General features: G+C 74.1%; 23 protein-coding genes, 1 tRNA gene and 1 other RNA gene. 5 read left to right on the top strand and 20 right to left on the bottom strand.

Going from position 1 to position 25,171, the window contains the following annotated elements; translation table 11 throughout:
- Window positions 1–152: 152 nt before the first annotated feature.
- From ABIB53_RS05660 to ffs, 7 genes are all read right to left on the bottom strand, one after another.
- A complete protein-coding gene (locus ABIB53_RS05660) occupies window positions 153–713 on the bottom strand; it encodes a DUF5063 domain-containing protein (RefSeq protein ID WP_354587462.1) in 561 nt (186 codons plus the stop codon).
- Complete coding sequence (recR, locus tag ABIB53_RS05655) at window positions 706–1,305, bottom strand: recombination mediator RecR (RefSeq protein ID WP_068272833.1); 600 nt, start codon at window positions 1,303–1,305, stop codon at window positions 706–708. The genes ABIB53_RS05660 and recR overlap by 8 nt, the downstream gene beginning before the upstream one ends.
- A 49-nt stretch (window positions 1,306–1,354) precedes the next feature.
- Window positions 1,355–3,634 carry a DNA polymerase III subunit gamma and tau gene (locus tag ABIB53_RS05650; protein WP_354587461.1) on the bottom strand — a complete coding sequence of 760 codons (2,280 nt, stop codon included), beginning with the start codon at window positions 3,632–3,634 and terminating at the stop codon, window positions 1,355–1,357.
- A gap of 39 nt (window positions 3,635–3,673) precedes the next feature.
- Window positions 3,674–4,240: an NADPH-dependent FMN reductase gene (locus tag ABIB53_RS05645; protein ID WP_123091374.1), complete on the bottom strand. Its 567-nt coding sequence runs from the start codon at window positions 4,238–4,240 to the stop codon at window positions 3,674–3,676.
- A 133-nt stretch (window positions 4,241–4,373) separates the two neighbouring features.
- The gene (locus ABIB53_RS05640; protein ID WP_354587459.1) at window positions 4,374–5,324 is read right to left on the bottom strand and encodes a hypothetical protein; all 951 of its coding nucleotides are present in this window, start codon (window positions 5,322–5,324) and stop codon (window positions 4,374–4,376) included.
- Between the two features lie 83 nt (window positions 5,325–5,407).
- On the bottom strand, window positions 5,408–7,408 hold the full coding sequence (locus ABIB53_RS05635) for a sensor histidine kinase (RefSeq protein WP_354587458.1): 2,001 nt from the start codon (window positions 7,406–7,408) through the stop codon (window positions 5,408–5,410).
- A 111-nt stretch (window positions 7,409–7,519) separates the two neighbouring features.
- Window positions 7,520–7,616, bottom strand: an RNA gene (gene ffs / locus ABIB53_RS05630) — signal recognition particle sRNA small type.
- Window positions 7,617–7,687: 71 nt separating this feature from the next.
- On the opposite strand from ffs, the gene ABIB53_RS05625 reads away from it, so the two are divergent.
- Window positions 7,688–8,155, top strand: coding sequence for a DUF3817 domain-containing protein (locus tag ABIB53_RS05625; RefSeq protein WP_354587457.1), 468 nt, complete (start codon window positions 7,688–7,690; stop codon window positions 8,153–8,155).
- A gap of 27 nt (window positions 8,156–8,182) precedes the next feature.
- On the opposite strand, the gene ABIB53_RS05620 is transcribed toward ABIB53_RS05625, so the two are convergent.
- Window positions 8,183–9,127, bottom strand: coding sequence for a helix-turn-helix transcriptional regulator (locus tag ABIB53_RS05620; RefSeq protein WP_354587456.1), 945 nt, complete (start codon window positions 9,125–9,127; stop codon window positions 8,183–8,185).
- 103 nt (window positions 9,128–9,230) lie between these two features.
- Between ABIB53_RS05620 and ABIB53_RS05615 the strand changes: the two genes are divergently transcribed.
- A complete protein-coding gene (locus tag ABIB53_RS05615; RefSeq protein ID WP_354587455.1) occupies window positions 9,231–9,689 on the top strand; it encodes a VOC family protein in 459 nt (152 codons plus the stop codon).
- Window positions 9,690–9,882: 193 nt separating this feature from the next.
- On the opposite strand, the gene ABIB53_RS05610 is transcribed toward ABIB53_RS05615, so the two are convergent.
- On the bottom strand, window positions 9,883–10,170 hold the full coding sequence (locus tag ABIB53_RS05610; RefSeq protein WP_148041546.1) for a hypothetical protein: 288 nt from the start codon (window positions 10,168–10,170) through the stop codon (window positions 9,883–9,885).
- 123 nt (window positions 10,171–10,293) lie between these two features.
- Between ABIB53_RS05610 and ABIB53_RS05605 the strand changes: the two genes are divergently transcribed.
- A complete protein-coding gene (locus ABIB53_RS05605) occupies window positions 10,294–11,499 on the top strand; it encodes a benzoate/H(+) symporter BenE family transporter (RefSeq protein ID WP_354587454.1) in 1,206 nt (401 codons plus the stop codon).
- 62 nt (window positions 11,500–11,561) lie between these two features.
- Here the strand turns inward: ABIB53_RS05605 and ABIB53_RS05600 are convergent.
- From ABIB53_RS05600 to ABIB53_RS05550, 11 genes are all read right to left on the bottom strand, one after another.
- Window positions 11,562–11,651, bottom strand: a tRNA-Ser gene (locus ABIB53_RS05600).
- 65 nt (window positions 11,652–11,716) lie between these two features.
- Window positions 11,717–12,247, bottom strand: coding sequence for a hypothetical protein (locus ABIB53_RS05595; protein WP_354587453.1), 531 nt, complete (start codon window positions 12,245–12,247; stop codon window positions 11,717–11,719).
- The gene (locus ABIB53_RS05590) at window positions 12,244–13,203 is read right to left on the bottom strand and encodes an N-acetylglucosamine kinase (RefSeq protein ID WP_354587452.1); all 960 of its coding nucleotides are present in this window, start codon (window positions 13,201–13,203) and stop codon (window positions 12,244–12,246) included. The genes ABIB53_RS05595 and ABIB53_RS05590 overlap by 4 nt, the downstream gene beginning before the upstream one ends.
- A 13-nt stretch (window positions 13,204–13,216) precedes the next feature.
- Window positions 13,217–14,041 carry a carbohydrate ABC transporter permease gene (locus tag ABIB53_RS05585; protein WP_354587451.1) on the bottom strand — a complete coding sequence of 275 codons (825 nt, stop codon included), beginning with the start codon at window positions 14,039–14,041 and terminating at the stop codon, window positions 13,217–13,219.
- A complete protein-coding gene (locus ABIB53_RS05580) occupies window positions 14,038–14,937 on the bottom strand; it encodes a carbohydrate ABC transporter permease (RefSeq protein ID WP_123091385.1) in 900 nt (299 codons plus the stop codon). Before ABIB53_RS05580 ends, ABIB53_RS05585 begins: the two co-directional genes overlap by 4 nt.
- 49 nt (window positions 14,938–14,986) lie before the next feature.
- On the bottom strand, window positions 14,987–16,285 hold the full coding sequence (locus tag ABIB53_RS05575) for an ABC transporter substrate-binding protein (protein ID WP_354587450.1): 1,299 nt from the start codon (window positions 16,283–16,285) through the stop codon (window positions 14,987–14,989).
- Window positions 16,282–17,280: an N-acetylmuramic acid 6-phosphate etherase gene (gene murQ / locus ABIB53_RS05570; protein WP_354587449.1), complete on the bottom strand. Its 999-nt coding sequence runs from the start codon at window positions 17,278–17,280 to the stop codon at window positions 16,282–16,284. Before murQ ends, ABIB53_RS05575 begins: the two co-directional genes overlap by 4 nt.
- Before the next feature lie 45 nt (window positions 17,281–17,325).
- Window positions 17,326–18,213, bottom strand: a complete 888-nt coding sequence (locus ABIB53_RS05565; protein WP_083968653.1) for a MurR/RpiR family transcriptional regulator — start codon at window positions 18,211–18,213, stop codon at window positions 17,326–17,328.
- 9 nt (window positions 18,214–18,222) lie between these two features.
- Window positions 18,223–19,536: a serine hydrolase domain-containing protein gene (locus ABIB53_RS05560; protein WP_354587448.1), complete on the bottom strand. Its 1,314-nt coding sequence runs from the start codon at window positions 19,534–19,536 to the stop codon at window positions 18,223–18,225.
- 10 nt (window positions 19,537–19,546) lie between these two features.
- The gene (locus ABIB53_RS05555) at window positions 19,547–20,854 is read right to left on the bottom strand and encodes an exo-beta-N-acetylmuramidase NamZ family protein (protein ID WP_354587447.1); all 1,308 of its coding nucleotides are present in this window, start codon (window positions 20,852–20,854) and stop codon (window positions 19,547–19,549) included.
- 13 nt (window positions 20,855–20,867) lie between these two features.
- Window positions 20,868–22,724, bottom strand: coding sequence for a glycoside hydrolase family 3 protein (locus tag ABIB53_RS05550; protein ID WP_354587446.1), 1,857 nt, complete (start codon window positions 22,722–22,724; stop codon window positions 20,868–20,870).
- Window positions 22,725–22,856: 132 nt separating this feature from the next.
- Here ABIB53_RS05550 and ABIB53_RS05545 point away from each other — a divergent pair, with 132 nt between their 5' ends.
- Together ABIB53_RS05545 and ABIB53_RS05540 are read left to right on the top strand one after the other, a co-directional pair.
- The gene (locus ABIB53_RS05545) at window positions 22,857–24,089 is read left to right on the top strand and encodes an acetyl-CoA hydrolase/transferase family protein (RefSeq protein ID WP_354587445.1); all 1,233 of its coding nucleotides are present in this window, start codon (window positions 22,857–22,859) and stop codon (window positions 24,087–24,089) included.
- A 33-nt stretch (window positions 24,090–24,122) separates the two neighbouring features.
- Window positions 24,123–25,001, top strand: coding sequence for an NUDIX hydrolase (locus ABIB53_RS05540; protein WP_123091391.1), 879 nt, complete (start codon window positions 24,123–24,125; stop codon window positions 24,999–25,001).
- The last annotated feature ends 170 nt before the right edge of the window (window positions 25,002–25,171 follow it).

Genomic DNA, 25,171 nt, shown 5'->3' with positions numbered 1-25,171 from the left:
CGGCAACTCACCGACCCGCCCGGACTCCCCCTTCGCCCGGTTGGCACCCACATCGGGAAGGAAGCTTCGACCTCGGGAAGCCAATGTTCCTTCCCGAGGTCGAACTTTCCCGCCCTGGGCGGGAAAGCTGTGACCCGGGCGAGGCGAAGGGGTCAGGAGTGGAGGGCGTCGAACTCCGCCTCGGCGACCTCGTCGGCGTCGGCGTCGAGGCGCACGTGCGCGAGCAGGCCGTGGAGGACGCGGACGGCCATCGCGGCGCGCTCGCCCCACGCGGAGAGATAGCTGAACTGCCACCACCAGAGCGCCTCGGTCGTGCGGCCGGCGGCGTGGTGGGCCAGGCCATGGGTGAGGGACTCGGTGACGATCGCGAGGTCGTCGGCGAGGCTGCCCGAGGTCACCTCGACGGAGGTGACGGGGTCCTGCAGGTCGACGTAGGAGTCGAGCCCGTCGAAGAGGCGCCCGATGCCCTCGCGCAGCGGCTCGACCTCGGACTCGGCGATGTCGGGCTCGAAGCGCTCGGCAGGCAGGACGTCGGCGATCGCGCCGAGCCGCGCCCCCATGAGCTGGACCTGGCTCGTCGCGAGGAGGAGCAGCGGGATCGCAGACTCGGGGGCGGCGCCGGAGGCGACACCGGCGACGGTCTCGACGAAGGTGCGGGCCTCGGCGGCGCACTCGTCGGCGAGCAGTCGGGTCGGGTCGGTGGTGTCAGGCATTGAGCAGCTTCCTCCCCTCGAAGGCACGGCCGAGGGTCACCTCGTCGGCGTACTCGAGGTCGCCGCCGACGGGCAGGCCGGAGGCCAGGCGCGTCACCCGCAGGTCGAAGGGCTGCAGCAGCCGGGCGAGGTAGGCCGCGGTGGCCTCGCCCTCGAGGTTGGGGTCGGTGGCGATGATGATCTCGCCGATCTCACCGCCGGAGAGCCGCGCCATGAGCTGGGGCAGGCGCAGGTCGTCGGGCCCGATGCCGTCGAGCGGGCTGATCGCCCCGCCGAGCACGTGGTAGCGACCGCGGAACTCGCGGGTGCGCTCGATGGCGACGACGTCCTTGGGCTCTTCGACGACGCAGATCGCGCTCTGGTCGCGGCGCGGGTCGGCGCAGATCCGGCACTGGGTGCCCTCGGCGACGTTGCCGCACGTCTCGCAGAAGGACACCTTGGCCTTGACCTCGGTGAGCGCCTGGACGAGCCGCGCGACGTCCTGCGGGTCGGACTGCAGGAGGTGGAAGGCGATGCGCTGCGCGCTCTTGGGCCCGACGCCGGGGAGGCGGCCGAGCTCGTCGATCAGGTCCTGGACCACGCCTTCGTACACGTCAGCGACCCTACGCCCGAAGACGGGTGCGACCTACTCGCACCGCCCGTCAGGCTTGGTCCTCGCGGATGACCGTGCCGCCGAGGATCCGCTCGACGACCGCGGGCCCGGCGTCGCCCGCCTCGACGATGTCCTCGTCGTCCTCGCTCACGCCGTACTCGTCGAGCGCACCCCGGCGCAGCGGCGGACGGGGCGCGTGAGCGGCCTCGGAGACCTCCTCGCGCGCCTCGACGCCGACCGGCGACGAGGCGCCCGAGGTCGGGTCGGGGGCGGGCGAGTCGTCACGGGCGGGCGCGGGCGCAGCACCACCGGGGCCGAAGGGGTCGGACGTCGCCCAGCTCGGTGCCGACGAGGGGTCGGCGGGAGCGCTCGACCAGTCGGGACGACCGTCTGTGACGGGTGCCGACGAGGGGACGCCGAGGTCGGCCGACGGGGCGCGGGACGGTGCGGGGTCCTGCCCCGCGGGTCGCTCGGACGCGCGGGCCGGGGCCGGCGTCGACGCCGGGCCGAGGCCGGACCCGCCGCTCGACGGCGGCGGCGTGGCCTGCACCGGCGGGGAGCCCTCGGGGGTCGGGATGCCCTCGACCATGGCCTCGACGCCGAGCGCGTCGATGAGGGCCTGACGCACGACGTCGGCGTGCGAGCCGGCGCGGAAGGCGTTCGCCAGGCCGACCGTGCTGATACCGATGACGAGCCGTCGGCCGTCGTAGGTGAGCACCTGGCCGTGCTCGGACAGGAAGGTCCACGTCGCGCGGCGCATCTGGTAGATCCGGCCGAGGACGTCGGGCCACGACCGGCGCAGCGCCTCGACGTCGATCGTGCCCGGGGTCGGGGTCTCGGGCGCCTGGGGTGCGGCGGCCGGAGGCGCCGCAGCGGCCGCGGGTGCGCTCTCGCGCGCGGCGGCGGGTCGCTCGGGCTCGCGCCGCTGCTCCGGCTGGTGCTGGGGCTCGGGCTGACGCTGCGGCTCCCGCCGACGCTCCGTCTGCTGACGGTCGGACTGGCGCTGCCCCTCAGGGGCACGCTGCGGCTCGGGGGCACGCTGCGGCTCGGGCCGATGCTGCGGCTGCGGCGCGGCCTCCTGCTCCGGCGCCCGCTCGGGCTCCGGAGCCGGCGGGACGGCTGCGGCGACCGGGGAGGGGGCATCCCCCTTCGCCTGGGTCGGGACCCCGCCGACGTCCATCCGCCGCTCGAGGCGGTCGAGCCGCGCGGCGTAGCCGCTCTCCCCCGCGGCGCCGGGCAGGAGCACCCGGGCGGCGATGAGCTCGAGCTGCAGCCGGGGCGAGGTCGCCCCGGACATCTCGGTGAGGCCCTCGTTGACGATGGAGGCCGCCCGGGTGAGCGACGCGCCGCCGAAGGCCGCGGCCTGGGTGCGCATGCGCTCGACCTGGTCCTCGGGCAGACCGCGCAGGATCGCCCGCGCGCCCTCGGGCGCGGCGAGCACGACGATGAGGTCGCGGAGGCGCTCGAGGAGGTCCTCGACGAAGCGGCGCGGGTCCAGACCGGTCTCGATGACGTCGTGGAGGTGACGGAAGACCGCGCCCGCGTCGCCCGCGCCGAAGGCGGTGACCACCGCGTCGAGCAGCTCGACGTCGGTGAAGCCGAGCAGCGAGGACGCACCCTCGTAGGTCAGCCCCTCCGGGCCGGAGCCGGCGATGAGCTGGTCGAGCACCGACAGCGAGTCGCGCACGGAGCCGCCACCGGAGCGCACGACGAAGGACAGGACGCCGGGCTCGACCCGGACCCCTTCGCGCTCGCAGAGGTGCTCGAGGTAGTCCTGCAGCCGGGCCGGCGGCACGAGGCGGAAGGGGTAGTGGTGGGTCCGGCTGCGGATCGTGCCGATGACCTTCTCGGGCTCGGTCGTCGCGAAGATGAACTTCACGTGCTCCGGGGGCTCCTCGACGATCTTCAGCAGGGCGTTGAAGCCCTGCGGCGTCACCATGTGCGCCTCGTCGATGATGTAGATCTTGTAGCGGCTCTGCGCCGGCCCGAAGGACGCCCGCTCGCGCAGGTCACGGGCGTCGTCGACGCCGCCGTGGCTCGCCGCGTCGATCTCGATGACGTCGACGGTGCCCGCTCCCCCGCGGGCGAGAGCGACGCAGCTGTCGCACTCGCCGCACGGCTCGGGAGTCGGGCCCTGCTCGCAGTTGAGGCAGCGGGCGAGGATGCGCGCGCTCGTCGTCTTGCCGCAGCCGCGCGGGCCCGAGAAGAGGTAGGCGTGGTTGACCCGGCCGGTGCGTAGCGCCTGCATGAGCGGCTCGGTGACCTGCTCCTGCCCGATGACGTCGGCGAAGGTCTCGGGCCGGTAGCGGCGGTAGAGGGCGGTGCTCACAGGGCGAGGCTATCCGGGCGGGCCGTCAGCGCCGCGGGCTCATGCACGCAGCGTGGAGACGGCCGCGCCGAGCTTGGCGACGGCCTTGAGCAGGATGCGCAGCTCCTTCGCGCGGCGCTCCGCCGGCACGAAGGTCTGCTCGTCCTCGAAGTCGCCGTGCAGCGACAGCGAGATCTGCGAGCGCACGACGTGCACGTGGACCGCCGGGAGGATCGTGCGCCACTGCTCGACCGCACGCGTGCCGCCGTCGTAGCCGTACGCGAGCACGCCCGCGGCCTTGTGGTTCCACTCCGGCCAGATGACGTCGACCGCGTTCTTCAGGGCGGCGGGCACCCCGTGGTTGTACTCGGGGGTGACGAAGACGAAGGCGTCGAGGGAGTCGATCTTCTCGCTCCACCGACGCGTCTTCTCGCTCGCGTACTGCCGCTTCGCGCCACCGGGCACGGCCGGGTCGTCGAGCAGGTCGAGGTCGTAGTCGGCGAGGTCGACGAGCTCGAGCTCGACGTCTCCGAGGTCGGCGGCCTGCCCGGTGTCGTAGGCCCACTGCGCCACCTGGGCGCCGAGCCGACCCGGTCGGGTGCTGCCGACGATGATGCCGATCTTCATCCGTGCCTCCTTGCGGCGGTGCGCCGCGTCGCTGGTGGGGCCATCGTGCCGCAGGACCGGGGGGTGGGCCCACCTGGCCCCGGACGTGCCTCGGCCCGCCGCGGGTGGGCGGCGGGCCGAGGGCGAAGGGGGATCAGCGGGGCGTGCCGTCGTCCCGGTGGCGCAGGTCGTCGACGCCGTCCTTGATGCGCTCGCCGAGACCGCGGTCGTCGTGACCGTCGGCCGCGTGCCGGCCGTGCTCGTCGCGGCCGAGGTCGTGGTCCGCGGGGGTGCCCGAGGGAGCCGTCGCGTCGCTCGTGCGGGTCACGTCGTAGCCCTCCTCGCGCGGGGGCGGCGGCGCCTCGCCCTGGCCGGGCGGGGGCGGCGGCGGGCCGTCCTGCACCGGCGGGGGCACGTCATGAGTCGCGGGCGGCGGCGGGCCGTCCTGCACCGGCGGGCCGTCGACGCGCTGCTCGTGGTCGGCGGTCCAGGTGTCGGGCCCGGACTCGCTGGTCGCAGCGCCGCTCGTGCCCGCAGCCGCGCCCGTCGTGCCCGCAGCAGCGGTCGTGCCGGCCCCCGTCGCGCGGCGGTCGTCGCGGCGGTCGTCGCGGCGGTCGGGGGAGGAGTCGGCGTAGGAGTCCTCGCTCTCGACGACCCCGTCCCGGTAGCCGTCGCCGTCCCGGTCGCCGTCGTGACGCTCGTCGGCGACCCCGTCGTCGACACGGTTGCCGTGCTTGTCGGTGCGGACGTCCGGGTCAAGGGCATCGGCCCGGCGGAGCTCCTCGTCGCGGGAGTCCTGCAGCACCGAGTGACGGTCGCCCTCCTCTGCGGCGCGACCCTCCAGACGCTCGGCCTCGACGCGCTGACGCTCGGCCTCCGCAGCCTTGAGCTCGGCGTCGGCGCGAGCCGCCTGGGCCTGGGCCTGGGTGTGCGCGGCAGCGGCCTGCTGCTCGCGCAGGTCGATCTCCTGGTCCGCGGCCCGGGCCCGGATGCGGGCTGCCTCGTGACGCTTGGACTCGGCTTGCTTCTTCTTCGCGCTGGAGACGACGAACCCGATGATGACGAGCACGGCGAGGATCGCCAGCCCGATGAGGACCCATGTCATGACCTGCTCCGTCCTGGGTGGCCGGTCGGCCACCTCGTGATCTGCCACGCTAACGAGCAGGGACCCCCGAGGACGGGCCAGCGTCACCCCGTTTCAGGCACCCCCGCGCCAGCTCGACCGGGAAGGGTCAGCGTGGCGACGAGCCCGCCGCCCTCGGGCGACACGAGCGCGACCGAGCCGTGGTTGCGGGCCGCCAGCTCGGAGACGATCGCCAGCCCGAGCCCGGTGCCCGGCACCGCGTCCCGCTCGGCCACCGGGGCGCGGTAGAAGCGGTCGAAGGCGTGCTCGAGCTCGTCGGGTGCCATGCCGGGCCCGGTGTCGCTGACGACGACGCCCACCGTGCCGTCCTCGTGCTCGACGGTGCGGGTCGTCACCCGCCCGTGGGGCGGGGTGAACTTCACCGCGTTGGCCAGCAGGTTGGTGAGCATCCTCGTGAGGTCGTCGGGGTCGGCGTACGCCGTCCCCGAGCACCCGGCGACGTCGAGCGTCATCTCCTTGCGGTCGGCGAGCACCCGGACGTTGCCGAGCACCTCGGTGACGAAGGGCCCGAGCGCGATCTCCCGGGGCTCGACCCCGTCGCGGTCCGCCTCGATCCGCCCGATGGCGAGCAGGTCCTCGACGAGGGCCGAGAGCCGGTCGGCGTTGCGCGTGACGACCTCGAGCCACCCCCGCTCCCGCTCGGTCAGCCCTGGCGAGTCCTCGAGGAGCTCGACGTAACCGACGATGCTCGCGATCGGGGTGCGCAGCTCGTGGCTCGTCGTGGCGACGAAGTCCTCGCGCTGGCGCTCGAGGTCCGCCCGCGTGACCCGAGCGGCCTGCTGCTCCTGCTCGGCCGCCAGCGTCGCCGCCTGCATCCGCAGCGGCTCCGTGACGTCGACGAGCTGGACGGAGAAGTGGTCGGGCTCGTCGGGGACGAGGTTGGCGGCGACGGTGAGGGTGCGATCGTCGAGCTCGACCGTCACGGGGTCGCCCGAGCGCAGGGCCTCGTCCGCGGCATCGGCGAGCGGGCCCTGCCAGGACCTGTCGGCTCCCTCGCCCACGAGGGCCGCCGCCGTCGGGTTCGACCACCCGACCCGCACCCGCCCGTCCGCACGCCGCTGCGCGATGGCCAGCCCGACCGACGCCTCGAGGAGGCTGCCCGAGAGGAGCCGGGATGTCGCGGCAAGCCGACGGGTCGCGTCGCGCAGCTCGTACTGAGCAGCGCTGATGACGACGGAGAAGCCGGCGAAGGTCACGAGGAAGGTCTCGGCGAGCGCGGCCCGCACGGCGAGGTCGAGCCCCTCGTGGTTGAAGGGCCCGCCGCCGGCGATCGTGAGCGCGAGGATGGCGCACGACGCGAGCAGCGTCTGCACGGCGACGACCCGGACGGGGAAGCGGAAGGCCGCCCAGGCCAGCACCGGGTAGGGCAGGAAGGCCAGCGGCAGGTCGGCGCCGTCGCGGAAGACGAGGGCGATGACGGCCGCGAGGGCGACGACGTGCAGGGCGAGCTCGAGCGGGCCGGCCCGCACCGGCACCCGCCGCGGGAAGAGCGCGAAGGGGGCGATCATGACGACCGCCGCGGCATGGGACGCGGCGACGTACGCCGCCGTGGACCGGAAGGCCCCGTCCTCCAGGCCGGCGATGGTCGCGCCCGCGAGGAGGCCGACGACGACGGCGCCGGCGATGACGGCGAGGCAGAAGTAGATCGCCGAGGCGAGGCTGCGCAGCTCGAAGCGCGGCCGGCCGCGACGGGCGAGCAGCGCCGTCACGACGAGGGCCTCCGCCGCGTTGGCCACCCCGAAGCACAGGGCGGCCAGGGGCGGGCGACCGCCGATCGCGTTCGCCAGGGCTGTGGCGCCGAGGACGAGGAGCAGCCCTGCCCACCGGCGCCGGGGCGGCGTGAGCACGAGGAAGAGGACGGCGATCCCCGCGGCCGGCCACCAGACCGCGACGCGGCTGCCCTGCGGGGCGAGGCCGACCCCGACGACACCGGCCACGACGACGAGCAGGGCGACGACGGGCCAGGACCACAGCGGCAGGTACCGGGGCCGCGCCGGGGGGTCGAGGGGCCGGAGAGCGCTGGCTCCCGGCGCGAGAGCCGTCATAGGGGAGAAACTAGGCGCCGCACGGCGATGTCGCGCGATGAGGCGCTCCCCCTTCGGGGTGCGTCCAGGGTGACGTGACCCACCCGAGCCCGCGGCAGACGTCCCCGGACATGAGAAGACACCCCACGTACCTGGAAGAGCTCACCTGCCCTTGCTGCGTTCCCGCCCTGGGGGAGTTCAGTGAGGTACCACCACGTGGGGTGCCGCGCCCACTCTAACCCGAGCGGGCCGCGAGGACCCAGCCGCCGTCGGCCAGGGGCGGTCCGGGAGGATGGGGGCGTGCACCTGCCCTCTCCCCTGCGCCTCTTCCGGATCGTCGCGACCGCCGAGGCGGTGACGTGGACCCTCCTCGTCGTCGGGATGGTGCTCAAGTACGTCACGAAGACCACCGAGCTCGGCGTGCGCGTCGGCGGGATGCTCCACGGCGTCGTCTTCATCGCCTACGTCCTCACCTGCGTCGCCCTGTGGGTCGACCAGCGGTGGAGCCCGCGGACCGCCCTCACGGCGCTCGCGAGCGCGATCCCGCCGTGGCTCACCCTGTGGTTCGAGCGTCGCGTCGAGCGCGACCACCTCGTCGGGCAGCAGTGGCGGCTCGGGGCGGGCGGGCAGCGCCCTGCCTCCGCCCCCGAGCGGGTCCTCGCCGCCGCGCTGGCGCGGCCGCTCCTGGGTCTCGTCGTCGCGCTCGTCGGCATCGCCGCGGTGACCGCGGTCCTTCTCGTCGTCGGCCCTCCGGTCCCGAAGAGCTGAGCGGACCCCCTTCGCGAAGGGGGGCGCTCAGGGCGGCGAGGACGCGCTCGCGAGGCGCCCGGAGAGCTCGGCCGCGGCGAGCCGCAGCGGCTCGGGACCGACGACGGCGAAGGGGGCGTCGAACCTCAGGACGTGGGCGAGCAGACCCGTCCACGACCACGAGCCGACGGTGAGCAGGGTGCGCGTCGGCGACACCGGCTCGACCTGACCGTCGCCCGCCCACCGGGCCACCGCGGCCAGCGGCAGGTCGACGAGGACCTCCCCCGTGCACGGCCAGACGTCCTCGGTCTCCGCCCCCTTCGCCCGGGCCTGGACGAAGGTCGAGGCGTCGCCGGTGGGGATCGCGCGCGGCACGAAGCGAGCACCCGCCGGGGAGCGGGGCTCGAGGTGGTCGAGACGGAAGATGCGCCAGCCCGCCACGTCGAGGTCCCACGCGACGAGGTACCAGCGGCTCGCCCGGACGACGACCGCGTGCGGCTCGACACGCCGGACCTCCGGCGCACCCCGGTACCGCATCCGCAGGACCCGCTGCTCCCGCACGGCCACGCTCACCGCCTCGAGCACCGCGGGCGCGACCTGCGCACCCGGCCCGACACCGTCGAAGCGGATGCCCTCGACCCGGTGGCGCAGCCGCGCGGGCATCACCTGCTGCACCGTCGCGAGCGCGCGGGCCGCGGCCTCCTCGAGGTCGACGCCCGTCGTGGCGGCGGCGCGCAGGGCCACGGCGACGGCCACGGCCTGCTCGTCGTCGAGGAGCAGCGGCGGCATTTGGGAGCCCGCTGCGAGGCGGTATCCCCCGTCCGGCCCCTTCGTCGCGGAGATGCGGTAGCCGAGGTCGCGCAGCCGGGTGACGTCGCGGCGCACCGTGCGAGGGGTGACGCCCAGCCGCTCGGCGAGCGCCTGCCCCGACCAGTCGCGACGGGTCTGGAGCAGCGAGAGCAGGGACAGCATCCGAGAGGGGCTAGCGGTCATGACGCCATCCTCGCGCAGGTAGCGGACCGGATCTGACCTCTACCCCTGGCACCGTCGTCCTCGGCGGTAGGTCGCCGCCACCACGACCAGACGGAGGACGGGCATGACCCTCACCACCACGACCCATCTCAACTTCCGGGGCACCGCGAGCCAGGCCCTCGACTTCTACCAGGAGGTCTTCGGCGGCGAGGTCACCCGTGCGACGTACGCCGACACGGGGATGCCGGTAGGGGCACCTGGCGCCGACAAGGTCGTCTTCGGCCAGCTCGACGGGCCCGTGCGGCTCATGGCGTACGACATCCCCGGGCAGGACAGCACCGACGTCGCGCCGACGGCGGGCACGACGACGCGCGAGGACGGGGCGACCGTCACCGACCGCACGTTCTTCCAGTCGGTGCGCGGCGGCACGCTCGAGGAGATCACGACGTGCTGGGAGGCGCTCGTGCAGGGAGCCGAGGTGATCGAGCCCCTCGCCGCGTCCGCGTGGAGCCCCGGCTTCGGGATGCTCACCGACCGCTTCGGGGTCACCTGGGTCGTCGACGTCGCCCCTGCCCAGGACTGACCATGGAGCAGGTGGGCCCGTGTCGCGCCACGGGCCCACCTGCTCCCGGGGGGAGGGTCCCGCCGCAGGTCGGCTCGTGAGCACCCACGAAAGGATTGGACAAAGATAGGACAGGACGGCTGTCCTGCGGGACCCCCTCGGCCCACCTTTTTCGTCGCCAGGATCCACCACCCACCCGCGCCGACACGCCCTGTCACCGGCCCGGTCGGCGCAGGCCGCGCACCACGGCGGCGTCTCGCGAGAGCACCCGGTTCGGGTCGGACTCGACCGGGGCGAGGCGGTCGGCGGCGACGACGACGAGGCGCAGCTCGCCCCCGTCGACGACCACGACGAGCGCGAGCCACCTGCCCCGCGGGCGGTCTCGCTCCCACCGCAGGAGCAGCCCCTGGCGCGGCTGCGCCCCCGGCTCGCCGGAGGGGCGGACCCACACGTGCCGGGGGCGCTGCGGGGGCCACTGCTCGTGCCACCGCGCCCTGCTCATCGCCCGATGCTCCCACATCCGGTCGAACACGTGTTCGACTGATCGTCGGCCGGGCGCACGACCAGGCGGACGACCGGCCGGACGCGTGCCCCTCCCCCGCGCCGCACGCGCGAGACTGCGCGCATGACCGGCACCGCACACGCCGCCGAGGCCGCCGAGACCGCGCGCACCCACGCCCTCGTGGCCGGCGTCGTCTGCGGTCTCGTGGGCTACACGAGCTCCTTCGCCGTCGTCCTCGCCGGTCTCAGCGCGGTCGGGGCGAGCCCCGCCGAGGCGACCTCCGGCCTCACCCTGCTCTCGCTGACGATGGGGCTGGGCTGCGTCGTCTTCAGCTGGCGCACGCGGATGCCGATCACCCTCGCCTGGTCGACCCCGGGGGCCGCCCTCCTGGCCAGCGCGGCCGTCCCTGCGGGCGGGTGGTCGGCAGCCGTCGGGGCCTTCCTCGCCGCCGGCCTGCTGCTCGCCCTGCTCGCGCTCGTGCGCCCGCTGGCCCGGCTCGTCGCGGCGATCCCCACCGAGCTCGCGAGCGCGATGCTCGCCGGGGTCCTGCTCGTCCTGTGCGTCGCCCCCTTCCGCGCCCTCGCCGCCGACCCGGCCGTCATCGCCCCCGTCGTCGTGGTGTGGGCGCTCGCCCTCGTGCTCGTGCGCCGATGGGCGGTGCCCCTGGCCCTCGTCGCCGCGGTCGTCGTCGTGCTCGTCGCCGGGTCGCCCGGCGACCTCGGCCTGCACGACCTCACCCCGGTGCTCACCTGGACCACCCCGGTGCTCGACCCCGGCGCCCTGCTCGCCATCGCCGTGCCGCTCGTCGTCGTCACGACGACGAGCCAGAACCTGCCCGGCCTGGCCGTGCTCCGCTCCTTCGGCTACGAGCCCGACCCGCGCCCGCCGCTGCTCTACGCCGGCGCCGCGACGGCGGCGGCCGCCCCCTTCGGCGCCCACGCCATCAACCTCGCGGCGATCTCCGCGGCCCTGGCCGCAGGCCCCGAGGCCGGGCCAGACCCCCGTCGACGCTGGCCGGCCGGTGTGGCGTGCGGCGTGACCTATCTCGTGTGCGGGGCGCTGACCCCCTTCGTCGTCGCCGTCGCCTCCGCCTCCCCCGCCGGGCTGCTCGAGTCGATCGCCGGGCTCGCCCTGCTCGGCACGCTCGCCGCCTCCGGCGCGGCCGCCCTCGGGCCGACCGAGCACCGCGAGGCGGCGGCCCTCACCCTCGCGGTCGCCGCGTCGGGGGTGAGCATCGCCGGGATCGGCGGGGCCTTCTGGGGTCTCGTCGCCGGCGGCACGCTGCTCGCGCTCGTGCGGCTGCGGGGACGGCGGGCCCACGCGGCCTGAGCGAGACGGCCACGCCCGGGCAAAGAAGAGCTCCCCGGCCCTGGAGGGGCTCGGGGAGCTGGTGGCGGAGGATATGGGATTTGAACCCATGAGGGGTTTCATCCCCAACACGATTTCCAATCGTGCGCACTAGGCCACTATGCGAATCCTCCACCGGGGAGGGTACCCGACCCTCGCGTCGCGACCGAATCGAGCCCGGGCGTCCTCCAGGGCGGGCTCAGCCGATCTCGTAGAGCGCGTCGCCGCGGGGTGTCGTCGCGACCTTGACGACCCCCAGCGAGGAGGTCGGGTAGAGGTCCCGACTCCACACCGGGGTGGCCGCGGAGCCGCCGGTCGCCGAGACGTAGAGCTTCGAGCGGGCGAGCATCCCCGCCGGCGTCACCCAGCTGCGGGTGAGGGCGCACGGGATCATCACCGAGAGGACACGTCCGGGCCGCAGCTCGTGCTCACCGGTGCGGGTCGTCACCGACCGCGCGAGCCGGTGGTCGCGCTTGCGCGCCTTGGTCTGCCAGTCGACGTCGCTCGTCGCGAGCGCCTCGGGCACGAGGACGGCGGGATGGCCGTAGACGTCGTCCTCGAGCAGGACGCTCACCGCGTGCCGGCTGACGAAGGCCGCCTCGCAGGTCTGCCCCGTCCAGGGGACGTCCTCCACCGCCCGGCCCGCCGACGCGGTCGCGCCGAGGGCCGCCGTGGCCACGAGGGTGGCCGCGGCGCACCGGGCCGCCCACGAGGTCCGCGTCGTCGTCACGACCCCGATCGTGCCACCTGGCCGGGGGGCGCGCCCGCGGAGCGCAGGTGCACCTCGTGGTGCGGCAGCTGGTGCGTCCGCCAGCGAAGGGCGAGCAGCCGCGCCCCGTCGAGGGCGTCACCGGCGGCCGGTCGCAGGACCCGTCCGTGACGCGCCACCTCCTCCTCGAGGGCGGCGCGGACCCGGGCGGCGACGAGCAGCCCGCCCACGGCCGCGAGGGGCACGTCGGGCAGCCCGGCCGCCGCGTCGAGGAGCGAGCAGGCGAGCGCGGTGCCGGCCCGGGCGCACAGCTCGGCCGCGACCTCGTCACCCCCGTCCGCCGCAGCCGTGACGGCCGGCGCCATCGAGCCGAGAAGCGCCGGGGCGTGGGGTCCGGTCATCGTCTGGCGGGGCCAGGTCGCGGGCTCGCCGAGCAGCCCGCGGGCGGCGTCGAGCAGGGCCCGCGAGCCCCCGGGCCGGTCGTCGACCGCCCGCAGCGCCGCACGCATCCCGGCCAGCCCGAGCCACGCCGAGGAGCCCTCGTCGCCGAGCACGTGCCCCCAGCCGTCCACCCGGCGCCACGTCGCGTCGAGGTCTGTCGCGAAGGCGACCGCACCCGTGCCGGCGGCGACGACCGCGCCCGGCTCGACCACCCCGAGAGCACCGACGAGCGAGCCGACGGCGTCGCTGACGATCGCGACGTGCGCGCACCCGGTGCGGGCGACGAGCATCTCCCGCAGCGGTCCGGGGTCCTGGAGCATGAGACCCCGGGTCGACCACACGAGGCGGTCCACCCCTTCGCCCCGTCCGTCGTCGACCTCGCCGGCGAGCGACAGGGCGCGCTCGACGAGGTCGGCCGAGTCGATCCCCGTCGGACCGAGCCGCACTCCCCCGGACCGGCCCACCGGTCCGGGGCGCTCCCCCGCCCACGTCACCCGCAGGCCGGAGCCGCCGACGTCGACCGCGAGGCACCTCATGGCGCGCAGCGGATCACTTGCTCATGCCGGCGGTCAAGCCGGCGACGATCTGCTTCGTCGCGACGAGGAAGAGGATGATGAGCGGCACCGTCGTGATGACCAGCCCGGCGAAGACCGCGGCGAAGTTCGTCGCGTTCTCGCCGAAGAACTGGGTCAGGCCGACCGGGAGCGTGTACTTCGCCTCGTCGCGCAGGAGTACCAGCGGGAAGAGGAAGTCGTTCCAGATCGGCACGAAGCGGAAGACCGCGACGGTGGCCACGGCGGGCTTGACGAGCGGCACCATGATCCGCCAGAAGGTCTGCCAGGCGTTCGCCCCGTCGAGCCGCGCGGCCTCCTCGAGCTCCTCGGGCAGCTGCCGGAAGAAGGTCGTGAGGACGAAGATCGAGAAGGGGATGCCCGACGCGCCGTACATGAGCGACAGGCCGAGACGGGAGTCGACGAGCCCCACCGAGTCGAAGAGGTAGAAGATCGGCAGCAGCGCGAGGTGGATCGGCAGCATGAGGCCGGAGATGAAGAGCGACTCGACGGCCTGCATGACCCGCGAGCGCGAGCGCGCCAGCCCGTAGGCGGCCATCGTGCTCACCGTCGTCGAGACGACGACCGCGCCGATGGTCACGGCGAGGCTGTTGCCGAAGTACGTCGCGAAGCTGCCGGTGGTCCACGCCTCCTTGTAGCTCTCGACGGACAGCGGCCACGGGATCCCGATGGGGTCGCGGATGATGTCGCCGTTCGTGCGGAAGCTGCTGAGCAGCATGATGACGAGCGGCAGCAGGGCCAGGGCGGCGTAGGTCCACAGCAGGACCGACGCCACGGGGCCCCCGACGGCGCGGCCCCTCATGCGCGCATCCTCCGCTCGTGCCGGCGCAGGACCGACGTCGCGAGCATCGCCCCGCCGAAGATCACGAGGAAGAGCACGGTCGCCAGCGCCGAGGAGGTGCCGATCGAGTCCGTCGCGCCGGAGTCGAAGGCCGTGCGGTAGAAGAGCAACGAGACGAAGTCGGTCGAGCGCGCCGGGCTGCCCGTCGACCCGCCGAAGGCGTACGGCAGGGCGAAGGCCTCCATCGCGAAGATGAAGGTCAGCACGCTCACCGTGCCGATGGCCGGCACGAGGAGGGGCAGGGTCACCTTGCGGAAGGCCTGCCAGTGGCTCGCGCCGTCGACGCGTGCCGCCTCGCCGAGCTCCTCGGGGATGCCGCCGAGCGCCGCGCCGTAGAGCAGCACCGGGAAGCCGATCCACTGCCACACGCTGACGAGCACGACGACCCACAGGGCCGTGTCGGGGTCACCGAGCCAGGGCCGCGCCCAGCTCTCCAGACCCACCGCGTCGAGGAGCGTGTTGACCGGTCCGAAGGCCGGCGAGAGCAGCAGGGTCCACAGGTAGCCGATGACGATCGGGCTGACGAGGTAGGGCATGGCGTAGAGGGTCTGGAGCATGCGCCGGGTGCGCTCACGGGTGTGCAGGAGCACGGCGATCCCCAGACCGACGGTGTTCTGCAGCAGCATCGTCCCGGCGAAGAAGATGAGGTTGTGCGACAGCGCGCGGGGCAGGTCGGTGCGGAAGGGCTCCCTGGTGACGAGCGCCTGGAAGTTCGTGATCCCCGCGAAGCCGACCTGCCGCGTCCCCTCCCACGAGTAGAAGGCGTAGGAGAAGGCCGTGACCATCGGGTAGAGGACGAAGACGCCGAAGACGAGCAGGGCGGGGGTGACGAAGAGCAGCGAGGTGCGTCGCCTCATCGGGCGCTCCCGAGGAGGCGACGCACGCGCGCGGCGACGGGGGCCGCGATCACTTCTTCGTCGGCTCGAACCAGGACTTCACGCCCTTGTCGAGCTCGGAGCTGACCTGGGTCGCGTCCTTGTCGCCGAGGAGCATCTCCTGGATCCCGGTGCCGAGCAGGTCGGTGCCGGCGGGCGAGCCGTAGCGGAAGTCGGTGAGCAGCAGGTACGGCGAGGGGTTGGCCTCGTAGCTCTTCGCCATCTCGCCGAGCACGCGATCGCCGTAGGTGACGCCGGGGACGGCGGAGAGCTGCTTGACCTCGTCGGCGACCATCTGGCCGAACTCCTTCGTGGCCATCCAGCGCACGAGCTCCATGGCCTCCTCCTGGTGCTCGGACTTCTTCGACACCGCGAAGTTGCCGTCGGACCAGCCGGCGGTCGTCGGCTCCGAGCCCTCGGGCGAGCCGGGGGGCGCGGGCACCTGGAAGGTGCCGATCTCCATCTCCGGGTTGCCCTTCTGCAGCACGGCGAGGTCGAAGGACCCGCCGGGGATCATCGCGGCCTGCTCGGAGGTGAACATCGTCTGGGCGTCGGTCGCGGCCAGACCGGTGACGTCCTTGGGCATGTACTTCTTGAGGTCGCCGACCACCTGGACCGAGGCGACCCAGTCGGGGTCGGTGAAGTCCTTCTCGCCGGTGGCCACGGCGTCCTGGAAGTCCGCCCCGCCGAAGCGCGGCGCGGCGAGCACCTCGTGGACGATCGGCAGGGTCCAGTCGTCCTTCGCCCCGACGGCGATCGGGGTGATCTCGTCGGCCAGGAGCGCGTCGTTCATCGCGACGAAGTCCTCCCACGACGTGGGGACCTCGAGGCCCTTCTCCTCCAGCAGACCCTTGTTGTAGAACATCTGGACCGTCTGGGTCGCGAGCGGCACGGAGTACAGGGAGCCGTCGGTCCCCTTCGCGCTCGCCACGGCGTTGTCGTCCCAGCCCTCGAGGTCGATCTCGTCGTCGAGGGGGACGAGGGAGCCGGAGGCGATCGTCGGCTGCAGCTGCCCGTAGGAGCGCACCTGCGGCACGTCCGGACCGTCCGAGCCCGAGAGGCCGGTCGCGAGGATCTTGTTGTACTCCGTGGCCTTGAAGGTCTTGAAGTCGACGGTCACGCCCTCGTTCTTCGCCTCGTAGGCGTCGAAGATCTTCTCGTAGGCCGCCTGGTCCTCGACGCGCCACGACCACACGGTCAGCGTCGTCTCGCCCCCTTCGCCCCCGCTGCCGCTGCCGCTATCCGAGCTCGAGGGGGCGCAGCCGGCGAGGCCGATCCCCAGACCGAGGGTGGTCGCGAGAGCCAGGGCCCGTCCGCGCTGACCGATCATGGCGTGTCTCCGTTCCTAGTGATGCTGTCCGTGGTGCCCGTCGCGGCCGTGCCGGACGTCGTCGTGGGGCCCGCTGCGGGGCCGGTCGCCGAGGGGTCGAGCCGGCGCAGGGCGTCGGCGAGCACGCCCTGGGCCTCGTGGAGGGCGTCGCGGGCGGTCGGCAGGTCGACGTCCGCGAGCAGGGAGAGCAGGGCCGGCTTGAGCTCGCCGTCGGCCTGGGCGAGACGCTCGCGGGCCTGCTCGGGCGAGGCGCCGGTCGACTCGACGAGGATGACGACGAGGCGCCCGCGCAGCTTCGCGTTCGTCGCGACGACGTCGACCATGAGGTTGGACCAGGTCCGGCCGAGCCGGACCATGACGGCCGTGGAGAAGGCGTTGAGCACGAGTTTGAGCGCCGTGCCCGCCTTGAGCCGGGTCGACCCGGAGAGGGCCTCGGGCCCGGTGTCGGGGGCGACGACGTGGTCGACGAAGGGGGCGAGCTCGGCCTGGGGGTTCGAGGTCACCAGGGCGGTGACGGCGCCGACCTCACGGGCCCGGCGCAGCGCGCCGGCGACGTAGGGGGTGCGCCCGGAGGCGGTGAGGCCGATGACGACGTCGAGACCGGTGGCCCCGGCGAGGTCGGCCGCCCCCTGCTCGACGTCGTCCTCGACGTTCTCGACCGCGCGCAGCAGGGCCGACGGGCCGCCGGCGTGATGGGCGACGACCATGCCGTCGGGGGCGTTGAAGGTGGGGCGCAGCTCGGCGGCGTCGAGGACGCCGAGCCGGCCGGAGGTGCCGGCACCGACGTAGTGGACCCGCCCGCCCGCGCGGATCGCGGCGACCGCGGAGTCGACGAGCACGGAGAGCTCGGGGAGGGTCTGCGCGACCGCGGGGGCCACCGTCGCGTCCTGGGCGTTGAGGGCCTCGAGGAGCGCGAGGGTGCTCATCGTGTCGAGCCCCACCGTGGCGGGGTTGCGCCCCTCGGTCGGGGAGATCACCGTGACGTCGCTGTGCACACGAGCAACGTAAACGATTTACATCGAGGCGGCAACAGATGTAAATCAGTTGCGGATGTGCCGGCGGGCGACCGCCTGCTTCGTCTCCTCGACGGCTCGGCGCGCGCGACGCAGGTTGCGCTGCGCGACGAGGATGTAGAGGCAGTCGACGACGGTGAGCGCGGCGATCCGGCTCGCGGTCGCGCCCGAGCGCAGCTCGGTCTCACGGGCCGCCGTCGTGAGCACGACGTCGGCTGCCCTGGCGAGCGGGCTGCCCGGGTGGTTGGTCACGGCGACGGTGCGCGCACCACGCTCGGCGGCGGCGCTCAGCACGTCGTGGACCTCGACCGTCGTGCCCGAGTGCGAGATGCCCACAGCGACGTCTCCGCGGCCGAGGAGCGTCGCGCTCGTCAGGGCGAGGTGGGGGTCGAGCCAGGCGAAGGCGGGGATGCCGATGCGGTGCAGCTTCTGCTGCAGGTCCGCGGCGACGATCCCCGAGGCGGCGATGCCGTAGACGTCGACCCGGCCGGCGCCGGCGATCGCGTCGGCGGCGGCGACGAGCGAGGCCTCGTCGAGCTGCTGGACGGTCTCCTCGACGGCGAGGGTGTCGGCGTAGGCGACCTTCGCGATGACGTCCTGCACGGTGTCGCGCGCGCTGATGTCGCCGGTGCCCACCCCCTTCGCCGGGGTGCGGGCCGACTCCTCGGCGAGGGCGAGCCGCAGCTGCGGGTAGCCGCGCAGACCGAGCCGTCGGCAGAAGCGCAGGACGGTGGTCTCCGACGTCCGGGCCTGCCCGGCGAGCTCGGAGATCGTCAGGCCGGCGACCGCGCGCGGGTCGGCGAGGACGAGCTCGGCGACCCGGTCCTCGGCGGGCGAGAGACCGGGCCGCGCCCCGCGCAGGCGCACGAGCAACGAGGTCCCGAGGTGGTCGTGGTCCTCGGGCCGTCGCGTCATGGCCATACGCTACGACGCCGCGCCGCGGGTCTCCGCGTCCTGGGCGGTGTAGCCCGGTGGGTCGCTCGCACGCCGCGCCGACGGCAGCGGCTCCCGGCCCTGGGCGAGGGCCAGGCCACGCGCCCACGCCTGCCGAGCGGGGTTGACGCTCCCCCACGACCGCGACGGGTGCACGCGGTTGGTCAGCAGGATCGCGAAGGACTGCGAGGAGAAGTCGACGACGAGCGAGGTGCCCGTGTACCCGGTGTGCCCGGCGGTGCGCGGGCCCGACAGGGCGTCCATGTACCAGGGCTGGTCGAGCTCGAAGCCCAGCCCGTGCGCGTTGCCGGGGAAGGCGGCGTTGTAGTCCGTGACGAGCAGCTCGACCGAGCTCGGGCGCAGGACCCGCCCGTGGCGGTAGCTGCCGCCGTTGAGCAAGGCCTGCGCGAGCACCGCCAGGTCGTCGACGGTGGAGAAGACGCCGGCGTGCCCGGCGACGCCGCCGAGCGACCACGCGTTCTCGTCGTGCACCTCGCCGCGGACCATCCCGCGCGGCGGCGAGGTCTGGTGCTCGGTCGCCGCGCAGCGAGACGCGCGGCGGGGGTTGTAGCCCGTGCTGCGCATGCCGATCGGGCGGGTGATGCGGTCACGGACGACGGCGTCGAGGGGCCTGCCCCGCAGCCGCTCGACGAGCACGCCGAGCGCGATGAGGTTGAGGTCGGAGTAGCGGTAGACCGTGCCGGGCGGGTCCTGGGTGGGCTGACGCATCACCGCGGCGATGCGCGCGGCGCGGTCGGGGTGGGCGCTCCACAGCGGCAGCCACGCGACGAAGCCCGAGGTGTGCGTCAGCAGGTGCTGGACGGTCACGCCCTCCTTGCCTCCGGCGGCGAACTCGGGCAGGTAGCGCGCGACCGGCGCACCGAGCTCGACGCGGCCCTCCTCGACGAGCTGCACGGCCGCGATCGAGGTGAAGAGCTTGCTCACGGACGCGAGGTCGAAGACCGTGTCGCGGCGCATCTCGACCCGCTCGCGCGGGGGCAGCTCGGTCGTCGCGTCGGCATAGCGCACGGCGTCGCCGCACACCTCGACGGCGACGACCCGGGCGCGGTGCGCCATGAGACCCACCGCCCCGGGGTACATCGGGTAGCCGTTCGCCTGCGGCTCCATGTACCCGCGGATCGCCGCCCGGGCCGCCTCGATCGGCGCCGCGTCGAGCCCGACGTGGTGAGGGCGCCCGGGACGCAGCACCTCCGGCCGACGCCCCCCGCCGGCGAGGGAGGGCCCGGCGCCGAGGAAGGTCACTCCTGCGCCGCCCATCGACGCGAGCACGGCGCGCCGGCCCACGGCCGCCATCTCAGCGCCCCGCCCGACGCGGGCCCGGGTAGAGCAGCACGGGCTGACGGCGCCGCTCGAAGTCGGCGAGCTCGGAGCGCCACGCGGCCATGACCTCTCGGGCCGAGGACCCGGCCGTCACCATCTCGCGCAGGCGGGTCGAGCCGGTGAGCTTGTCAATCCAGTACGGCCGGGCGGTGTCCCAGCTGTCCTGGCGCCACGCGAAGTCGGGGTAGAGGGCCCTGAGGGCGACGAGCATCTCGACGCCCACCCGGATCGGGTCGACCTTCGCGGCGTCGGTGATGTGCACCTGGACCCCGCCGCAGACGGCACCGGAGTGCTTGGAGAAGGTCGGGGTGAAGTACGCCTCGCGGAAGAGCACGCCGGGGACGTCCGCCCGCTCGAGGCGCTCGGCCCAGCGGTGGTCGACGTAGGGCGCTCCGACGAGCTCGAAGGGGCGGGTCGTGCCGCGGCCCTCGCTGAGGTTGGTCCCCTCGAACATCCCCGTGCCCGGGTAGAGCAGGGCGGTGTCGGCGGTCGGCATGTTCGGGCTCGGCATGACCCAGTGCAGACCGGTGTCGGCGTGCAGCATGTCGCGCCGCCACCCCGTGCACTCGACGACGTCGAGGTCGGCGAGACGTCCCCCTTCGTCCTCGTCCATGAAGTGACGGTTCGCGTACCGCGCGACCTCGCCGACGGTCATGCCGTGGGCCTGGACGACCGCCTCGGCGCCGACGCCCGACGTGTACTTCTCCGTCATCATCGGACCCCGCGCCACTCCGCCGATCGGGTTGGGCCGGTCGAGGACGACGAAGCGGGCGCCGACGCGGTGGGCGGCGCGCATGCCCGTGTACATCGTCCAGATGTAGGTGTAGAAGCGCGAGCCGACGTCCTGGATGTCGAAGACGACGGTCTCGACGCCCGCGGTGCGGAACATCGTCGTCAGCGCGTCCGGCCCGGCGCCGTACGCGTCGTAGACGGTGATGCCGGTGCGGGGGTCGACCGAGGTGCCCTCGGACTCGCCGGCCTGCGCGGTGCCGCGGAAGCCGTGCTCCGGGCCGAAGACGCCGACGACGTCGACCTGCGCCGACTCGTGCATGACGTCGACGATCGAGCGCAGGTCGGCCGTGACCCCCGTCGGGTTGGTGATGACGCCGACCTTCTGGCCGCGCAGGGTCGACCACCCGCTCGCGGCGGCGATGTCGGCGCCGGTGCGCACCCGGCGCCCGCCGGGGCGGCCGTGGGCGACCGCGGGGACCGCGCCCGCGGTGGCGGCGACGGCGGTGCCGCCGGCGCCGGCCACGAAGAGTCGTCTGCTGGGGGTGCTCATGACGTGCTCCTGATCAGTAACGAAGGCCGTGGCCGAAGGGGTAGAGGACGGTGCCGGGGTCGTCGGCGGCGGGGATGTCGACGGGCAGGGTGCCGGTGGGCTCGACCTCGCCGGTGAGCACGCGCACGAGGGCGCCCATCGCGACGGCGTTGTAGGCGTAGGTCGCGAGGTAGGTCGGGACGTCACCGAGGTGGGCGATGTCGTAGGGGTCGCGCACGGCGACGACGACGGTCGGCACGCCGCTGGCCTGCAGCGCCGCGACGAGCTTCTGCTGCCCGCGGGTCTTGTCGGTGACGGCGGTGTCCCAGGCCTTCATCGTCAGCACGACGACGGCGTCCTTGCCCCTCGCCGCCGCGACGGCGGAGGCGATCTGCGCGTCGGTGGGCGAGGCACCCGTCGTCGACAGCGTCGTCGTGGCGCCTGCGGCGGTCAGCTCGTCGGCGACGGTCTTCGTCGTCGTCGCGCCCCACCCGGTGACGAGCACCGAGGCCCCTGCCGCGGTCATCGGCAGCACGCCGTCGTCGTTGGTGACGAGGGTCGTCGTGCGGTCGGTGATGGCGTCGGCGGCCGCGAGGTTGCGCGGGGTGCCGACGACGGAGGCGAGACGGGCGGGGTCGGCGTACGGGTGGTCGACGACGCCGCGGCGAGCCTTCATGAGCAGGACGCGGGTCACCTTCGCGTCGAGCTCGCGGCGGCTGATGCGGCCGCTCTCGACGGCGGCGACGACGGCCGGGAGCGCCTTCTGCAGCGCGGGCGACATGAGCAGCTGGTCGGCGCCGGCCTCGAGGGCACGGACCGCGACCTCGGCGTCGCCGTACTTCTGGCGCACGCCCTCCATCTCGAGGGAGTCAGTGATGATGACGCCCTCGTAGCCCAGCTCCTCGCGCAGCAGACCGGTGAGGATCGGCCGGCTGAGGGTGGCCGGGTCGCCCGAGTCGTCGAAGGCCGGCATCGCCAGGTGCGCGGTCATGATCATGTCGATGCCCTCGGCGATCGCGGCGACGAAGGGGGGAGCGTCCAGCTCCTCCCACTCCTCGCGGCTGTGCGTGATGACGGGGAAGGCGACGTGGCTGTCGGTCGCCGTGTCGCCGTGGCCCGGGAAGTGCTTGCCCGAGGAGGAGACCGAGCCGTCGCGCTGGTAGCCGCGGACCTGCGCGCGCACCATCTCGGCGGCGAGCTCGGGGCGCGAGGAGAAGGAGCGGGTCCCGATGACGGGGTTGAGCGGGTTGACGTTGACGTCGCACACCGGGGCGAAGTCGGTCGTGATACCCATGGCCCGCAGCTCGCGACCGGTGATCGCGGCGGCCGTGCGGGCGTCGGTCGCGCTGCGGCCCGCGCCGAGCGCCATCGACCCGGGCAGCTGGGTGGCCGGCGGACCGATGCGCGTGACGACGCCCTGCTCCTGGTCGACCGAGATCGTCAGCGGCACGCGTGCGCCCTTGCCGCGGCCGGGCCCACCCCTGCCCTGGCGGTCGGCGCCGAGCGCGGCTCGCTGGAGGCCGTTGGACAGCCCGAGGATCTGCTCGGGGTCGCGCACGCTGTCGGTCCACGCGAAGTAGCAGACGCCGCCGAGGTGGTAGCGGCGGATGACATCGGCGGGGGCGGCGACGCCGTAGAGCGGCACGTTGCGCTGGTCGGGAGTCGTCGCGTCCGAGCCGTAGACGTGCTGGACGAAGAGCTGGCCGACCTTCTGCTGGAGGGTCATCTCGCGCAGGGTCTTGCGGGCCCAGGCCCGGTGGCGGCCGTCGCCGTGCCCGGGGCCGCCCGGCCCCGGCGAGGCGACGGCGTGGCCGACGGGGGTGGCCGCGGCCAGGACGGCGGCGGCGCTCCCCGTGACGACGGTGCGGCGGGACGGTCGGTACTGGCTCATGACGCCTCCTGGGGGTCTTCGTCGACCGGGTGGGTGCGTGAAAATTTCACGCGTCATACGTCTTCGATGGAAGTTAGTCACAGCACAGCGGGCCCGCAACCGGAGCGGCGCGGGGCCGGGCAGGATGGGTGCATGCAGTCCATGACCCTGGACCAGGCCGCATCGCTCGTCGAGGCACGAGGGGCTGCCGAGCCCCGGGTCGTCGCCTCGGGCAACTTCGCGACACCCGTGCCTCTCGTCGAGGCGGTGCTCGCCCGCCTCCCCCGCGCCCGCCTGCACCTGCTCAACGCCCAGCCCGGGCTGCCGGTCCACGACGGGGTCGTGCCGGAGACGACCTTCGTCGGACCGGGCTTCCGGCGCCATCCCCGCCTGTCCTACGTGCCGAGCCGGCTGTCGATGGTGCCGCGCCTCTTCCACGGCGCGCTGCGGCCCGACGCCGTGCTGCTCCACACGACCCCGCCCCGCGACGGCCGCGTGAGCCTGGGCCTCGAGTGCAACATCCTCCCCGGCGCGGTCGAGGCGGCCCGGGCCGTCGGTGCCCCGGTGGTCGCGATGGCCAACCCGCGCATGCCGTGGACCTCCGGCGACGCCGAGCTGTCGGTCGACCTGCTCGACGGCCTCGTCGAGGTCGAGGCACCGCTGCTCACCCACCCGGCTCGCGCCGGGGTCGACGACGCGTCCGCGGTCATCGGCGCGCGGGTCGCCGCCGAGATCCGCGACGGCTCGACCCTCCAGGCCGGGATCGGCGAGGTGCCCGACGCCGTCATGGCCGGCATCGCGCAGCGCCGCGGCCTGCGCGTGTGGACCGAGATGTTCGGCGACGGCGTGCTGCGCCTCGAGCAGGCCGGCGCGCTCGACCCCGACGTCCCCCTCGTCACCTCCTTCGTCTTCGGCACCGCCGAGCTCTACGCGTGGGTGCACGACAACCCGCGTGTGCGTCTGACCCGCACCGAGACGACGAACTCCCCCGCCCGCATCGCCCAGCAGCCGCGGATGACCTCGGTCAACACGGCGCTGCAGGTCGACCTGCTCGACCAGGCCAACGCCTCTCGGATCAGGGCGCGCATCTACTCCGGCTTCGGCGGGCAGACCGACTTCACGGTCGGGGCCTCGCACAGCGAGGGCGGCCGCGCCTTCATGGCGCTGCGCAGCTGGCACCCGCGCGCTGACGTCTCGACGATCGTCCCTCTCGTCGACGAGCCGGTGACCTCCTTCCAGCACAGCGCCGTCGTCACCGAGCAGGGCGTCGCCTGGATCGCCGGCCACGACGAGCGCGCGCAGGCGCTCCACCTCATCGAGGAGGCGGCCCACCCGAGCGTGCGCGACGAGCTGTGGGAGGAGGCCGCCGCCCTCGGGCTGGCGTGACGGCCCCCTTCGCCGCGTGCTGAGATAGCGCCCGTGCCCTCCTCCATCGCCGCCGAGCTCGTCGCTGTCATCCTCAGCGTCGACGAGGGGAGCCCCCGCGTGCTGGCGTCCGGCGCCCCGCCGGCCCTGCCCCACGGACCGCTCGAGCCGGAGCACCGCTCCCTCCAGGCGGGTCTGCGGGCGTGGACCCGCGAGCGCGAAGGGGTCGAGCTCGGCTTCGTCGAGCAGCTCTACACCTTCGCCGACGTCGGCCGCTCGGGCCGGGCGGGGCGCACCGTGGCCATCTCCTACCTCGGACTGACGCGGGCGAAGGGGGAGCGCGGCTGGCTCGACGTCTACGACCTTCTGCCGTGGGAGGACGCCCGGGACGGCGTCCCCGAGCTCGCCCGCGAGCTCGGCGAGCGCGCGCTGCGCTGGGCCGGTGACGACGCCGAGCGGCTCGAGCGGGCCCGGCACGCCTTCGGCATGGCGGACTGGGCCTGGCGCCCCGAGCTCGTGCTCCAGCGCTACGAGCTGCTGTGGGAGGCGGGTCTCGTCGCCGAGTCCGGCGATCGCGACGGCGACGGCGACGGCCTCGGGCCGGCGATGCTCCACGACCACCGCCGCATCCTCGCGACGGGCCTGGCCCGGCTGCGCTCGACGCTGCAGTACCGCCCGGTGATCTTCGAGCTCATGCCCCCGGACTTCACCCTCGGCGGGCTGCAGGCGACGGTCGAGTCGCTCGCGGGCCAGCGCCTGCACAAGCAGAACTTCCGGCGGACCGTCCAGGACCAGCTGGGTCTCGTCGAGCCCACCGGCGAGACCGAGCGCGACACCGGCGGCCGCCCCGCCGCGCTCTACCGCTTCCGCAGCGAGGTGCACGCCGAGCGCCGCCACGTCGGCACGAAGCTCCCCCGCCCCCGTACCCGCTGATCCCTCCCCCTTCGCCCCCCTCTCGCCAACCCACCCCTCTCGCCAACCCACCCCTAGAAGCTGGCACCCGCGCCAGTCACAACCCGCGCAGCTGCCAACATCCCGGACCCCTCCCCCGAGAAATTCGCACCCGCGCCAGTCACAACCCACGCACCCGCCAACATCCCGGA

It is taken from the genome of Janibacter sp. UYMM211, assembly GCF_040547045.1.
GTDB lineage: Bacteria > Actinomycetota > Actinomycetes > Actinomycetales > Dermatophilaceae > Marihabitans > Marihabitans melonis.
Note: the sequence above shows the minus strand (reverse complement) of the source record. Positions and strands in the feature narration are given on the sequence as shown.